The sequence below is a fragment of the Veillonella tobetsuensis genome (assembly GCF_001078375.1).
Taxonomy (GTDB): Bacteria; Bacillota; Negativicutes; order Veillonellales; family Veillonellaceae; genus Veillonella; species Veillonella tobetsuensis.
The window spans coordinates 63,575-80,062 of sequence record NZ_BBXI01000014.1; the positions used below are offsets into that span (position 1 = coordinate 63,575).

General features: G+C 34.4%; 11 protein-coding genes. All 11 read right to left on the minus strand.

The genetic code is table 11. The features are described from left to right. Positions 1–13 precede the first annotated feature (13 nt). The gene (murG, locus tag VEI_RS05700; protein WP_059363129.1) at positions 14–1,123 is read right to left on the minus strand and encodes an undecaprenyldiphospho-muramoylpentapeptide beta-N-acetylglucosaminyltransferase; all 1,110 of its coding nucleotides are present in this window, start codon (positions 1,121–1,123) and stop codon (positions 14–16) included. A gap of 4 nt (positions 1,124–1,127) precedes the next feature. After that, positions 1,128–2,492, minus strand: a complete 1,365-nt coding sequence (murD, locus tag VEI_RS05705) for a UDP-N-acetylmuramoyl-L-alanine--D-glutamate ligase (RefSeq protein WP_059363131.1) — start codon at positions 2,490–2,492, stop codon at positions 1,128–1,130. Positions 2,493–2,623: 131 nt separating this feature from the next. After that, a complete protein-coding gene (gene mraY, locus VEI_RS05710; protein ID WP_059363132.1) occupies positions 2,624–3,610 on the minus strand; it encodes a phospho-N-acetylmuramoyl-pentapeptide-transferase in 987 nt (328 codons plus the stop codon). Positions 3,611–3,669: 59 nt separating this feature from the next. Then, on the minus strand, positions 3,670–5,028 hold the full coding sequence (locus VEI_RS05715) for a UDP-N-acetylmuramoyl-tripeptide--D-alanyl-D-alanine ligase (protein ID WP_059363135.1): 1,359 nt from the start codon (positions 5,026–5,028) through the stop codon (positions 3,670–3,672). Between the two features lies 1 nt (position 5,029). Beyond that, a complete protein-coding gene (locus VEI_RS05720) occupies positions 5,030–6,514 on the minus strand; it encodes a UDP-N-acetylmuramoyl-L-alanyl-D-glutamate--2,6-diaminopimelate ligase (protein WP_059363140.1) in 1,485 nt (494 codons plus the stop codon). Positions 6,515–6,572: 58 nt separating this feature from the next. Then, a complete protein-coding gene (ftsL, locus tag VEI_RS05725) occupies positions 6,573–6,977 on the minus strand; it encodes a cell division protein FtsL (RefSeq protein WP_059363143.1) in 405 nt (134 codons plus the stop codon). A gap of 20 nt (positions 6,978–6,997) precedes the next feature. Further along, positions 6,998–7,930: a 16S rRNA (cytosine(1402)-N(4))-methyltransferase RsmH gene (rsmH, locus tag VEI_RS05730; RefSeq protein ID WP_059363145.1), complete on the minus strand. Its 933-nt coding sequence runs from the start codon at positions 7,928–7,930 to the stop codon at positions 6,998–7,000. Between the two features lie 9 nt (positions 7,931–7,939). Next, the gene (gene mraZ, locus VEI_RS05735; protein WP_059363147.1) at positions 7,940–8,371 is read right to left on the minus strand and encodes a division/cell wall cluster transcriptional repressor MraZ; all 432 of its coding nucleotides are present in this window, start codon (positions 8,369–8,371) and stop codon (positions 7,940–7,942) included. Positions 8,372–8,726: 355 nt separating this feature from the next. Continuing rightward, a complete protein-coding gene (locus VEI_RS05740) occupies positions 8,727–15,389 on the minus strand; it encodes an ESPR-type extended signal peptide-containing protein (RefSeq protein ID WP_059363150.1) in 6,663 nt (2,220 codons plus the stop codon). 359 nt (positions 15,390–15,748) lie between these two features. Further along, positions 15,749–16,069, minus strand: coding sequence for a thioredoxin (gene trxA / locus VEI_RS05745; protein WP_059363153.1), 321 nt, complete (start codon positions 16,067–16,069; stop codon positions 15,749–15,751). Positions 16,070–16,078: 9 nt separating this feature from the next. Beyond that, entirely contained in the window at positions 16,079–16,453 is a 375-nt protein-coding gene (locus VEI_RS05750) for a CoA-binding protein (protein ID WP_059363154.1), read from the minus strand. Positions 16,454–16,488 lie beyond the last annotated feature (35 nt).

Here is a 16,488-nt window from a genome sequence, read left to right on the forward strand (position 1 = left end):
TAACTCTCCTTAACTATTTCGCAATAGATAGTGCTAGTTCAGCAATATCATGAGCCGCATTTGGTTTACCTAAATGCAAAGCACTAGCCCCCATTTGAGCTAACAATTCACGGTTTGCCATAAACATTTCAATTTCACCAATCAAATCATGGCTCGTCAAAACCTTGTCAACAATCATATGTGCTGCTCCCTCTTGTACAAAGATGCGAGCATTATACGTTTGATGATCTTCTGCTGCATATGGATATGGCACCAATACAGATGGAATACCGCGTACTGCCAATTCAGCAAGACCGATAGCACCAGATCTAAACACAGCCAAATCAGTAGCCGCTAAAGCCTTTGGCATATCGTGTAAATATGGCAAAATCAACGATGATTCCCCCAAACCAGATTCATCATTAATTCCTAATTTTTCTAATACTGATGTATATTCCCCATTACCGGTAATATGAATTAATTTAATGCCGTCCTTACCCTGAAAATGTTTATGAACATCTATCATGGCATTATTAATAGTTCTAGCTCCACGAGAACCACCGGCAATAAGAACCGTAAAGATATCATCGGATAGACCAAAATGCTTACGACCTTCTACACGAGAATCTACCAATACATCGGGACGCACTGGATTTCCTGTATATACAACTTGCTTTGCCTTATCAAATGATTTTGCTGCTTCATTATAACCAACAGCAACTACATCTACAAAACGGCTTAAAATTTTATTAGTAATGCCAGCAATTACATTTTGTTCTTGAATAAGTGTAGGAATATTACGCAAAGCTGCAGCCATCAAGATAGGACCACATACATAGCCACCAGTCCCAATAACCACATCAGGTTTAAAGCTAGAAATAATAGAATTAGCCTTTATAAGTGAATACGCTGTTTTCCCCATAGTTACTAAAGTACCTAAAGACAGTTTTCGCTGTAAACCTTGTACTGGTAATGTAACAAATTCTATATTTTCCTTTGGTACTAAATCAGCTTCTAACCCATGTTTCGTTCCTACATAGAGGACCTGTGCATCAGGTTGCTGTTTCATAATTTCCTTGTAAATCGTAATGGCTGGATAAATATGACCACCCGTGCCACCGCCAGAAATAATGATTCGTTTCACTCCCTTAGCCCCTTTCCTCTAGTTCTTTAACACATTTTTTAAAATCGTCGCCCCGTTCTTCAAAGCAACTGTACCAGTCAAAACTTGAGCATGCTGGTGAAAGCAAAACAATATCACTAGGCTCAGCTAGTTTATAGCCTAGTTCAACAGCCTCCTTCATAGATTGAGCGCGATGAATATTCGTTACCCCAACTTTTGTAGCAACTGATTCAAAACGTTCCGCAGCTTCGCCCATAAAAATGACCTCTTTAGTATTCTTCTTCACTACGTTCATAAAATCTTCTAAAGGTGTCATTTTGTCATGGCCACCAGCCAACAAAATAACAGGTTTATCAAAGGCATCCAATGCTTTTACTACAGAATCAGTATTGGTTGCTTTCGAATCATTATAAAATGTTACATCATGGATTGTAGTAACACGTTCTAAACGGTGTTCTACACCATGGAAATTTTCAATTGTACGCTTAATACGTTCTACATCAACACCCAAAGCGTAGGTTAAGGCAATAACGGATAAAATATTTTCAATATTATGGGCGCCTTTGATATGAATCTGTTCTGTATCAATTACAAAAATAACATTACCATTTAACACGGCATAGCAAGTATTTCCTTCAAAATAAGCACCACATTCAACCTTATGGTGTTGGCTAATGCTAAGAATTTTACTATGTACATCCTTTTTCATAGCTGCCACAATAGGGTCGTCATCATTAAGAACAACAAAATTTTCAGCATTTTGGTTCATAAAAATGCGTGCTTTAGCAGCCGCATAATTTTCCATTGTTTTATGGCGCGCTAAATGGTCAGGCGTTACATTCAATACAATGGCACCTAGAGGACAAAAAGATTTAATTGTTTCTAGTTGATAACTTGATAATTCAGCGATTAAATAACCACCCTCAGGCATATTGAAAGCAGCTTCACTGAGAGAATCACCGATATTTCCACCTACTTTTATAGGCAATCCTGTGGACTCCATAACTTGAGTCAACAATGTTGTGGTCGTAGTTTTACCATTTGTCCCTGTCACACCAAGAATAGGTGATTTACAAACATCATAGGCAAGCTCAACTTCACTTACCACCTCTATATGACGATTAAACGCCTCTTGCACAATAGGAATAGATAAGGCTATTCCTGGAGAGATAACGATGCGATCGACACCATTAAGCAAACTATTATCCTGTCTACCTGTAATAATCGTTACACCTGCATCATCTAATTTCTTACGCGTAGATGATTCAAATTCTACAGGTTTATAATCATTTAATACGACATTTGCATGCAATTGTGCCAATACCCATGCAGCACCGATACCGCTTGAACCAGCGCCAAGAACAAGAATGTTTTTCTCTCCATAATCCATTTCTATCACCCAAATATACTAAGTAAGAACGAAATTTACCTTATTTTATAAGAATACCATTAAATGCCGTTCAAGTTAAGTATTTTCCCCATTCTAACCATAAATTAATTAAGGTAATTTATTTTTCAAAACTAAAGGGTAACAGTAGCTAATACAACGCCTAACACGGCTAGAACTGCACCACCAAACCAGAAGCGGTTTACTACGGTTTGCTCGGACCAGCCAGATAACTCAAAATGATGGTGAATTGGACTCATCTTAAACACCCGAACACCACGAGTTTTAAAGGAAATAACCTGAATAATAACAGACAAGGCTTCCATCACAAAAATACCACCAATAACCACGAGTAGTAATTCTGTTTTTGTTAAAATCGCCATACCTGCAAAAGCGCCACCAAGGGCTAAAGAACCAGTGTCCCCCATGAAAACCTTAGCTGGGTTTATATTAAATACTAAGAAGCCAAGACATACAGCAGTCACAATAGCTCCAAAGTAAGCTACACTTTCAGCAGCCACAGAGTTTTCTGTGGAATAAATCATGAGACCAATAACAGAAAAAGCAATAGCTGCTACTGCAGACGTACCAGAAGCTAGACCATCAAGTCCATCCGTTAGATTCACGGCATTTGTAGCACCTACAATAATTAAGAAAGCTAAAATATAATAAGCAAAGCCTAATTGCACATGAGCATCTATAACAGGGATCCACAAGGTTGTAGGAAGCACCATAATTTCAGTTATAAAATAGCAAAAAATAGCCGCTAAAATAAATTGACCTAGCAATTTTTGTTTTGCTGTTAAACCAAGATTACGTTTTTTTACGGCTTTTACAAAGTCATCAAAGAAACCGAGTAAACAATGCCCCAGAGTAAGGAATAATAACATGCCTGTGGCCACATTCCATGGTGCAAAAATAGCCACTCCAGTCGTAAGAGCAAGCATCATAAAAGCACCTCCCATAGTTGGCGTACCAGCCTTAGCTTGATGGCTTTCAGGGCCTTCCTCACGTATACTTTGTTGGGCATGTAAAGATTTAAGCATAGGAATGCCAACCTTGCCCAACACTAATGTAATTATAAAAGTCACTACAAATGCTAATAGAATGTGGTAAATCATATTACTCCCCTATTCTTTAAATAGGCATTACGGCTAGACCAAGCCAGCCGATACACCTTTTATTCACGTTCTTTTAATTCTTCTACAACACGTTCCATTCTAAGACCTCTGGAACCTTTTACCAATATAACATCGCCTTTTTCACGAATATCATTATAGGCATTTGCCATTTCGAGATGACTATTACAACGATGTACTTCAAGTCCTGCCAACTTTGCTTCCTTAGCGATAAAATTGGCTGCATCACCAAAGGTAAACACAACACTATAGCCTTCTTCTGCAAGCAATCTACCCACTTGGCGATGACCTTCTTCCGTAAAATCTCCAAGCTCAAGCATATCCCCAAGCATCGCTATTTTACGTTTACCTTCCAGTTGCCCCAATGCTTTAATTGCTTCACTCATAGAAGATGGGTTGGCATTATACGCATCATTAAGAATAACGATATCATCAAAGGCTACAATTTCTTGACGCATAGGTGTGCCTGTAAATTCACTAAGACCTTTTTTTATCTTACTGGATTTAACGCCCAACACACGACCTGCTCCGATAGCTGCCAATGCATCATATACATTATGCTCACCAATCATCGGCAAGAACACATCAAAAACTTCGTCATAACATTTGCAGGTAAATTTTATACCATCTTTTTTATAGCGCAAATGACTGCCAATTACAGTGGCATTGCTATGAATACCATAAGTAACGGTCTTCCCTTTAGCAATAGAGCTCATAGCCTTTACAAAAGAATCATCTTCATTCAGAATCGCTACGCTATCAGGACCTAAACAGCGAATTAACTCACCCTTGGCCTCTGCAATAGCTTCTTGAGACCCTAATAATTCAATATGGCTTGTTCCAACATTGGTAATAATACCAATCGTTGGTTCAGCAATAAGTGCTAATTCTTCAATTTGACCTAGCCCACGCATCCCCATTTCTACAACACAAGCCTCATGTTCTGATGTTAATTGCAATAAGGTTTTAGGCAAACCAATTTCATTATTGAAGTTCTTTTCTGTTTTTAACACATTAAACTCTGTACCAAGAACAGCTGCTACCATCTCTTTTGTTGTCGTTTTCCCAGATGAACCCGTAATAGCAACTACGGGAATTTGAAAACGCCGTCTATGATAATTCGCCAAATCTTGATAGGCTTTCAACGTATTCTCTACTTCAACACAGACAATCCCCTCTACAGCGCGACCATTTTCAACGATAGCCGCAGTGGCGCCCTTTTCAATAGCTGCATTAATAAAATCATGGCCATCGAACGTATCCCCACGCAACGCAACAAATACATACCCCGATTGAATTGTACGCGTATCAGTAGATATATCTTTAAACCGTAAACTTACATCGCCCTTACATGTGCCGCCTGTAGCATCAATTATTTCTTGTAATGTAAATTCTGCCATATTAGATCTCCTTAAGAGCCTGTCTAGCCTCTTCTCGGTCATCAAAATGAATAGTTTCATTCTTTAAAATTTGATAATTTTCATGACCCTTGCCCGCAATAATAACAATATCGCCTGCTTTAGCATCATGAATTGCATGATTGATTGCCTCTCTACGATCGACAATCACCTCATACGATGTACCATCACGAAGTGCTTCTTTTACACCTACCTCTACATCCTTAACAATTTGTATCGGATCTTCAGTGCGCGGATTATCGGATGTAACATAAATTCTATCGCCATATTCTGCTGCAATGCGTCCCATAATTGGACGTTTTGTAGCATCACGATCACCACCGCAACCAAATACGATGATAATGCGATTTTCTTTAATAGCCTTTGCTGTTTCTAAAATATTTTGTAAACCATCAGGTGTATGTGCATAATCTACAACTACAGCAAAATCTTGCCCTTCCTCGATTAATTCAAATCTACCTGGTACAGAACTAAATGTTTTCAAAGCCGTATCAATGGCTTCCATTGAAATACCTTCTTGTAAACAAGCCCCAATGGCAGCCAATGTGTTATACACATTAAATAGACCCGTAGTATTCATAGATACAGGATAACTTTCACCATTATAATTAACAGTATACTGGCTCATCTTAGTAGACATATGAACATCGGATGCATTTAAGGAACCATTTCCTAATGTACTATACGTAATAGTTGGAGCTGCCGTTTTTTCAACCACACGATGACCATACGCATCGTCAATATTGATTACAGCGCCTTTACTCCCTTTAACTTGATTGGATGCACTAACTTGTTCAAACAACTTACATTTAGCTTGCAAGTAGTTCTCAAAGGTTTTGTGGAAATCCAAATGATCTTGCGTCAAATTCGTAAATACGGCCGTATCGAATTCAACGCCACTAACACGACCTAGTGCTAGCGCGTGAGAAGATACCTCCATCACACAATATGTAACATCTTCTTGAACCATTTGATTCAAAATATGCTGTAGGTCAACTACATCAGGCGTCGTATTATGAATCGGATAACTAGTGTCACCAATCATAATATGAACCGTACCAATGACACCCACCTTATGGCCTTGAGCCTTTAAAATATGACGAATCATATGCGTCGTAGTAGTCTTGCCATTTGTACCAGTAACACCAATCATACGCATACGATTGGCCGGATAATCAAAGAAATATGGTACACAAGCCATCATAGCTTGACGGGTATCAAAAACGGTAATCACACATATATCATTAGGTACAGTTACTGGTTTAGATACAATAACTGCTACGGCACCCGCCTCAATAGCTTTATCAATATAATTATGACCATCTACTGTAGCGCCATCCAGAGCAATAAATAAACTATTAGATTTAACCGCTCTAGAATCAGCTGTAATATCTTGAATAACTACATCTTGATTACCTTGTAATTCTTGTACATCTAGTGTACTAATAATATCTTTTAAGGATTTCATATTATCGTCTCCTCTATATACGCAAATTAAAGCAGCCCATAAGAGCTGCTTTTGCCTGCTAGTCTATAATTTGCTGTTTCGCTTGTACATTGCGTTCTGAAGTCGTACTTTTAGTGCTATACACAAAGGAATCAGGCAAAACCATCCCCAATTGTTCTTCCGCAATCTTTTGAATGCGTACTGGAGATTTCAAGGATGCCACCTCTACATCAAGGGTATCATTGTCCTTCGCTAATTGTACTACAGCCTGTTGTGTTTTAACTACTTCATAACCTAATTTTGTAGTATATGCATTCATAGCCATCATAATCATCAAAAAGCCCGCAAGGATTGCTATACCTTGAACAATCTTTTTCATTAGTGGGCTAATATCAAATATAACACTAGCACTCGCTTTTCTTGCTTGTACACCTAACAACACATCACGTTTAACGTGGCCCACAACAGCCTTTCTCGCCAACATCTAAATAACCCCTTCCAATACTACAGTTTAACCCCTACTCTAAGCTTTGCACTCCTAGAACGAGGATTCACTTCGACTTCCCCTGCACTAGGCTCAATCGCCTTATTTTTAGCTTTAATAATCGCCTTATTATGACAGACACACACTGGCAACTCTGGTGGACAAATACAAGCTGTACTCAACTCTTTAAATGTTTGTTTTGTAATGCGATCCTCTAAGGAATGGAATGTGATGACACCAATTCTCCCCTTTGGCTTCAACATACTCACAGCATCTACAAAACTATCATGCAAAATAGCAAGCTCTCGGTTTACTTCAATGCGTATCGCTTGAAATGTACGTTTTGCTGGATGCGGACCATCCTGTCTCGCCTTTGCTGGTATAGCCTTCTTTATAATTGACACTAATTCGCCAGTAGTGGTAATTCTCTTTTCATTGCGTGCCGCTACGATAAACTCAACGATGCGCTTAGCCCATCGTTCTTCTCCGTAGTCACGAATAATTTTTAATAATTCATCTGGTTCATATTCATTCACCACGATTTCCGCATTAATTTTCGCCTCTTTATCCATACGCATATCAAGGGGCCCATCATTCATATACGAAAATCCACGTTCTGGTGTATCAAGCTGATAACTAGAAACACCTAAATCAAATATGAATCCGTCAACTTCGTAAATGCCTTGTTCTTGCAAAGCATGTTTTAAATTCGAAAAATTTGTAGGTATCGTCATCACTTGACAGGATAAATCGGACAATCGTTGTCTCGCTACACCTAAGGCATCCTCGTCTTGATCTAGACCGACAATCATACCTTGAGGACTTAGTCGTTCCCCTACAGCATGTGCATGACCTGCACCACCTAATGTGCAATCCACATAGATACCATCTGGATTGGTAACAACAGATTCTACCGTTTCATTCAACAGTACACTGACATGATTAAATTCCACGATAGCCTCCTACAATATAATGCCCTCTAATCCTTCAGCTAAGGATTCTACACTTTCAGCCACTTCCGCATCATAAGCATCGAAACGTTCACGGCTCCAAATTTCAACCTTATCGCCAGTACCAATAATAACTGCATCTTTTTGCAATTCAGCATGCTCACGAAGAGCACTAGGTACCAAGATTCGGCCTTGTTTGTCAAATTCAAGCTCTGCTGCACTACCAAAATAAAAGCGTTTAATGGCGCGAGCATTAGCTTTATTAGATGGTAAAGATTGTAATGTTTTTGAAAGTTGCTCCCAACTTTCGGCAGTATAAATAGCGATACAATTGTCTAAGCCCTTTGAAAGCACGCAATGATCACCTAGTTGTTCACGTATTTTGGCAGGTATAATCAACCGTCCTTTTGTATCTATAGTGTGATTATATTCCCCCATGAACATCTAAAATCACCGCCTAACATTCCTAATTCACCACTATATGGTAAATTTTACCACAATCCCCCACTTGTTACAATAAATAAAACGTAAAAATTGAGGAAATTATGAATTTTTCTTCATATTTTTATCTTTTTCTCTATTTTTCTCTATTTTTCACAAATATATGTTCGTTTTTATATGGTTATTTTTATAATTTTCACCATATATGTACCACCATTCACCACCAGCTATACATATTCACCACAACATTAAAACTTCAAGTTCAAAATCAAAAGAAAACCGCGTAGTACGAGTGTACTACGCGGTTATACATACCTTAGATAGACAGGTATTCAGTGCCTACCTTTTGGGAGGTATCTTATTTAGTTGTCTTTTTAGCTACTTGAGGATTAGCAGCTAATACTTTTTCAAGCACTTCTTTAATTTCTTTATTTTGTGCTTCTAAGCTAGCAACCTTATCTTCGAGAACTTTTACAGTTGCTGGAGATGCAGGTTTGGAAGGTGCTGTAGGAGCGGAGCCAATACCGATAGTTACACCAGCATTTGCCATTACACCATTATCACCATCATAAGCAGCACCAGCGTGGAATAACAAATCAGGATTTGCATAATGAGCAACACCTAATGCAGTTGCTGTTTTACCTTTGTATGTACCAACAGCTGCCATGATTTGAGCTTTTTGGCCTTCATGGTATTCAATAGGTTTCAATGCTGCCAATGCGGCTGCAGATGCACCTACTGTTTTAACTTCACGTTCTACACTGCTAATGCGACGAGAGTTATCTTGAATTTGTGCTGTATGTTGTTCAATAGTTTCATGATCTTGAATTGTTAATGCACTTGCACGCAAGCTGTAATTTGCAGCTTCAGCTAATGTACTAATATCTGCAGTATTCTTGTTAACTTGTAAGCCCATTACATTGATACGTTCATTGTTTTCCAATGCAATCGCACCTACTGCCTTAGCTAATTTAGTATTGTCATTAACTTGATTTGTTACAGTAGCAATACTTTGTGTATTTGTATTAACTTGGTTAGATACTTCTGTTACACGGTTATTAACAGTGTTAATATTAGTAGCATTTGCTTTCACAGATTCAGTAATACCAACAATAGCATTTGCATTAGTGGTTACACGGCTATCAATGTTTTTAATATTTTCTGTATTCACGCTAATATTCTTAGCATTTACATTGATATTATTGATATTCGTAGTAACTTGATTAGATACTTTAGCAATGTTAGTAGTATTTGCTGTTACTTGGTTATTTACTTTTGTAATATTGTTTGTATTTTCAATAACGGATGCATTGATAGTGGCAATATTATTAGTATTTTTATTAACTTGAGCAGATACACTATTAATTGCTGCAGTATGTTCATCAACCTTGTTGATTACTTTTTGAACAGTAACGTTAGTATTTTGAATTGCTTCTGCATTTTGCTTGATAGCAGCTTTGTTAATATTGATATTTTCAGTATTGTGTTTGATTCTATCAGTATTAACTTCTACTTGGCTTTGAACATTTTTAATGCGTTCTTCGTTAGCGTTAGCTTTGATTGTATTCGCATTAACTTGTTCTTTCACCTTAGATACATCAGCACTTACATTTTGCAAGTCTTTAATTGCTTGTGTATTTTTGCCAACTTGATCTTTCAAGCCAGATACATCTGTTTGGATGCCGTTGATAATCTTAATATTGTTTTCAACTTTTGCATTCACACTTGTTACATCAGATTTAATGCTAGTTACATCAGATTTGATGCTAGTCACATCATTCTTAATATTTGTAACTTGATTATTGATAGTCTTCACATCATTCTTGATGTTTTCAACATTGTTGTTCACAATATTAATCTTCGCATCAATCTTCGCATTGATGTTAGTAATATCATTCTTCACGATAGTTACATCAGCTTTGATATTGTTAACATTCTTTTCAACATTTACTACATTAGCTTTAATATTGTTAATGTTGGAAGTATTGTTTTGAATATTTACAGTATTAGCATTGATAACACTATTTTGAGCTTTAATGTTGTTTGTGATGTTTTCAACTTTCTTTTCAACATTAACGATTGTAGTGTTGCCTTTACCTACTTGACCTTTCAAGGATTCAATAGCTTTCGCATTAGAATCAACTTTACCATTCAAGTTACCAATAGCTGCTGCATTTGCATCGATACGAGTGGAGTTAGCATTTACCTTAGCAGAAACATCTGCGATGTTTGCTGTGTTACCTGCTACTTGTTTAGATACACTAGCAATAGCTGTTGTATTATTAGTTACATCAGTGCGAATTGCTTTAATATCTGCTGTATTCACATCAACTTTACTATTAATATTAGCTACATTATTTTGAATAGCTGTAATAGATTTGCTATTGTTTTCAATAGCTTTTGCATTCGCATCAACTTTTACATTTACATTATTGATCTTACTATCAATCTTCGTATTGTTTTCAACAATCTTCGCATCGATATTTTTATCAACTTTGTTAATAATAGTTGTATTGTTGTTATTAATTGCAGTATCAATATACTTGTTGATTACTGTGTTGTTATTAGAAATTGCGGTGTTGATATCGTTTCTAATCACTGTATTATTTGCTTCAATCTTAGTATTGATTGTATTTTCTACATTTGTGATTGTTGTACCAATTTTACCATTCAATTTCTTGATAGCATCTTCATTAGCAGAGATACGTTCAGAATGATGAATAATGTTGCCATCAATGTAATCAAGACGTTGATCATGACGGTCTATGCGTGCTTTAAGGCCAGATACATCACCTTTAACACCATCAATCTTAACATTTACATCACCAATCTTCGTATTGATTGTGTTGTTAATTTGTTTGTTGTTTTCATTGATTTTTACATCAATGTTTTTATCAACCTTATTAAGAATTGTAGTGTTATTTTCTGTAATCTTGTTATCGATAGACTTATTAATAACTACATTATTTTCATTAATTTTGTTAGTAATAGTGTTTTCGATATTTGTGATTTGAGTACCAATATGACCTTTTAATTCATCAATAGCTTTAGTATTGGATTTCACACCATCTTCTACAACACTGATACGTGTAGAATGATCTGCGATGTTATCTTGTAAGTAATCCAAACGTTGATCATGACGGTCTACACGTTTAGTAAGACCTGCTACATCACCTTTAACACCATCAACTTTTACATTGATATTATTAATATCACCTTTAATGCCGTCTACCTTAACATTTACGTTGTTAATAGCTGTTGTATTATTTGCAATGTTAGCTGTATTAACATCTACTTTCACATTTGTTGCATCAATACGTTTACTATTATCTACGATAGCTTGTGCATTAACAGCAATGTTCTTAGTATTATTTGCAATGTTAGTAGTATTATTTTCTACCTTAACATTTGTTTCGTTGATGCGTTTGCTATTATCGACGATAGCTTGTGCATTAACAGCGATGTTCTTAGTATTATTTGTGATGTTAGTAGTGTTATTTTCTACCTTACCATTGATATTAGTGATTTGGTTTTTAATATCGTTGATAACAGTAGAGGATTGACCTACTTGACCTTTCAATTCATCGATAGCTTTAGCATTGATATTAATATTCTTAGTATTGTTTGCAATGTTAGTAGTATTAACATTTACATTATCTTCAACAGCACTAATGCGTGTAGAGTTATCTACAATATTGTCTGCTAAGTAATCTAAACGTTGATCGTGACGATCCACGCGACCTTTGAGACCATCCAAGTCGCCTTTAAGACCATTTAAATCACCTTTAACGCCATCAATCTTAACATTTACTTCACCAATCTTAGTATTGATTGTATTGTTGATTTGTTTGTTATTTTCGTTGATTTTTACATCGATGTTTTTATCAACTTTATTAAGGATTGTTGTGTTGTTTTCATTGATTTTAACATCGATATTTTTATCAACTTTATTAAGAATTGTAGTATTGTTGTTAGTAATAGCAGTTTCAATATTTTTATTGATTACTGTATTGTTATTATTGATAGCTGTTTCAATGTTCTTATTGATAACAGTGTTGTTATTAGTGATTGCAGTATTGATATCATTTCTAATAACTGTGTTATTGGCTTCAATCTTAGCATTGATTGTATTTTCAACATTAGTGATTGTTGTACCAATTTGGCCTTTTAATTTCTTGATATCATCTTCGTTAGCACTAATACGTGTAGAGTTATCTACAATATTGTCATGCAAGTAGTCTAAACGTTCGTCATGACGATCTACGCGTTTAGTAAGACCAGCTACATCACCTTTAACACCATCTACACGAACATTAACATTATTGATGGCTGTTGTATTAGCATCGATTTTTTTGCTTAAGTCGATAACATTGTTATCAATCTTAGTATTGATTTCGTTAACCTTGTTATCAATGTTTGTGTTGATTTCAGTTACTTTATTATCAATCTTAGCATTGATTTCATTAACTTTATTATCTACCTTTGTATTGATAGTTACATCGTTCTTATCAATCTTAGCATTAATTTCGTTAACTTTATTATCAATATTAGTATTGATTTCGTTTACTTTATTATCAATCTTTTTGTTAATAGCAATATCGTTATTATCAATTTTTGTATTGATAATATTTACATTGTTATCGATTTTCTTGTTAATAATATTTACATTGTTATCAATGTTTGCATTGATTTCAGTTACTTTATTATCAATTTTTTGATCAATAGCAATTACTTTATTGTCAATCTTAGTATTGATTTCATTAACTTTATTATCTACTTTTGTATTGATAGCAATGTCATTTTGATCAATCTTTTTATTGATGTTTGTAATATCATTTTTAATATTGTTAATATCTACTTGAACGTTGCCAATATTTTGACCAACTTTACCCTTCAAATCAGCAATATCCTTTGTATTGATATTGACTTGATTTGTAGTATTGCTCAAATCAGTCTTGATATTCTTAACATCATTTTCTACAGCTTGTAAACGACCTTCATGGTTGCTCATAGCTTCAAGTACGTAGTTAATACGGGTGTTATTACTATTAACTGTATTAGTTAAGTTTGTAATAGCTGTCGCATTTTTATTAATGTTTGTAGTATTATTCGCAATATTTACTTCATTAGCAGCAATGCGTTTGCTATTATCTACAATTTTACTTGTATTGCCATCAACCTTAGTGTTCACATTGTTAATTGTAGTGTTGACATTATTAATCTTAGCATCAACATCAGCATTCACTTTATTGATAATAGTTGTGTTGTTAGCATTAATTTCATTTTTGATTGTCTTATTGATTTCGACATTATTTTGTTTAATGCTATTATCAATGTTAGCGTTAATAACTGTGTTATTAGCGTTAATTTCATTTTTGATTGTCTTGTTAATTTCAACATTATTTTGTTTAATACTATTATCAATGTTAGCGTTAATAACTGTGTTATTAGCGTTGATTTTATTATCAATATTAGTGTTTACTGTATTGATAATATTTGTTTTACTATTATCAATTTTAATGTCTATATCTTTATTGATTTGATTAATAATCTTAGAGTTGTTTTCATTAATCTTATTATCAATTGTTGTGTTGATGTTGTTAATAGTAGTACCAACTTTACCTTTCAACTCATCGATGGCTTTTTTATTATCATTGATATCTTTCTTATTGTCGCCGATAAGTTTGCGGTTTTCCATCGCAATTGTGTTGTTGAAAGTAATGTTTTTGGTGTTTTCGTTAACTTGTTTAGACAAGTCAGCAATAGACTTGCTGTTATTGTTAACATTAACAGTCAAGTTGTTGATAGCTTTGCTATTAGCATCTACCTTAACATCAACCTTGTTAATATTCGCTTGTAATTCATTTTTTACATTGGCGATATTTTGATCAATTTTTACATTATTTTCATTGATCTTATTAACAATCGTTTTATTAATTTCAACATTATTCGCTTCAATGCTATTTTTGATATTATTGTTAATAACAGTGTTATTAGCATTAATTTCATTCTTAATAGTCTTATTGATTTCTACATTATTAGCATTAATTTCATTTTTAATGTTGTTATTAATAACTGTATTGTTGTTTTGAATACTTTCATTAATAGTTTTATTCACTGTATTGATGATAGAAGTATTATTTTTTTCAATCTTAGCATCAATATTTTGATCTACTTTATTAATGATTGTTGTATTGTTATTTTCAATTTTATTATTAATTGTTTGATCAATATTTTGATTTACTTGATTAATAATAGTTGTATTGTTAGCTTCAATCTTATTATTAATTGTTTGATCAATATTTTGATTTACATTGTTAATAATAGTAGTGTTATTATTTTGAATTTCTTTTTTAATGTTAGCATTTACAGTATTAATAATAGTCTTATTATTTTCTGCAATCTTAATATCAATCTTATTATTTACATTGTTAATAACATTGTTAGTTACCTTGTTAGTAACATTATTAGTAATCTTATTTTCAATATTTTTAATATTGTTATTGATTGCATTAACGCTTACATTAAGTTGCTTAATATCTAAAGAGTTTTTAGATACCTTATCAGATAAGCAGTAAAACTGAGTACCAAGGCAATTAACTTTGTTATTTAATACATTGATATTATGAGTATTTGTATTAACTTGTTTTTTAATGTCGCCTAAACCAACAATAACGATTGCATTACCGTTTTTTTGAGATTGTTGATTCCATTGTTGTTGCTGTTGTTGCTGCTGCTGTTGTTGCCATTGTTGTTGGTCTTGTTGATGCAAATCAATTGGTCTTTGTTCAACTGGTTGAGATGCTTGACCAGGTGTTAACCATTTTTGACTACCAATAAGATCAGTTCGATACCAATCCGCAGGTGTGGATGCTGAAACAATGCCTCCACCCAAACTGGCACTAAACAAAATGGCTGCTACAATTGTAGTAGCTGTTTTTTGATGCGACTTTGCTAGTTCAGATGTAACTACATATGCATTTTTAGTCGCACTCCATACTACTTTGAATACCTTATTCATATAATGTTCCCTCCCAACTTATGCGGCTCTCACCCCGCAAAGATGAAATAAATGAAAATACTGGAATACACTTCACTAAATATTCACAATATCTAACTAAATACTAGCATAAGTAATTTTAAAATTAAAGCATTTTTTTAATAAGTTATTCTTATGCTTCACATTTTACTCATGTATTTTTCGCTAAAATCCAATACTTTCCTTTAAACATCGTATTCTTTAAATATTTAAACTACATTCTTCATTTTATATTTATTTTAAGATATTACTCGTATGTTTATTCACAGCAATAAAAAAGGCCTATTAATGTATATGTATACATTAATAAGCCTTATATGTTCTATATTATATAAATCTAATTAGAATTTAGATTCGATAGCACCTTGTAAATCACCTTTTGGTAAGAAGCCAATTTTACGATCTACTACTTCGCCATCTTTCAAAATTACAAATGTAGGTAATACTTCTACTTGTAATTCACGAGCTAAGCTTGGTTCTTCATCAGTATTTACTTTTACAAAGTTTGCTTTACCTTCTAATTCACCAGCGATTTCTTCGAAAACCGGCATCATGCGTACACAGTAACCGCACCATGGAGCCCAGAAATCAATTACTGTTACGCCACCTTGATTAAGAAGATCTTGATATTCTGCTGTTTTTAACTCTTTTAATTCGCTCATTATTTCCTCCTAAGGTAATTGAACTAATACACAATCTTGAATGTAATCCAAACCTACCTCTTTTGCCTTGGCCAAAACAGCTGGTTTATCCGCACCGGGTTGTAACCAGATTGTCTTAATACCTAATTCTTTACATTCATCAATTGCTGCAAGCCCTGCTGCTTCTGGAACTACAAAATCAACAACGCTAGGAACAACTGGCAAGGCAGATAGACTAGGATAACAAGTATCACCATCGATACTCGTCACATTTGGATTAACCGGATAGACTTCATATCCATGCTCTTTTAAGCACTTATAAATCTTATATCCAAACTTATCGGTTTTGTAAGTGGCACCTATTACAGCCCAAACTTTTTCAGCTAATGCGTTTTTAATAGTCATTCTTACCACCTCTTAATTAATATTATATATCAATA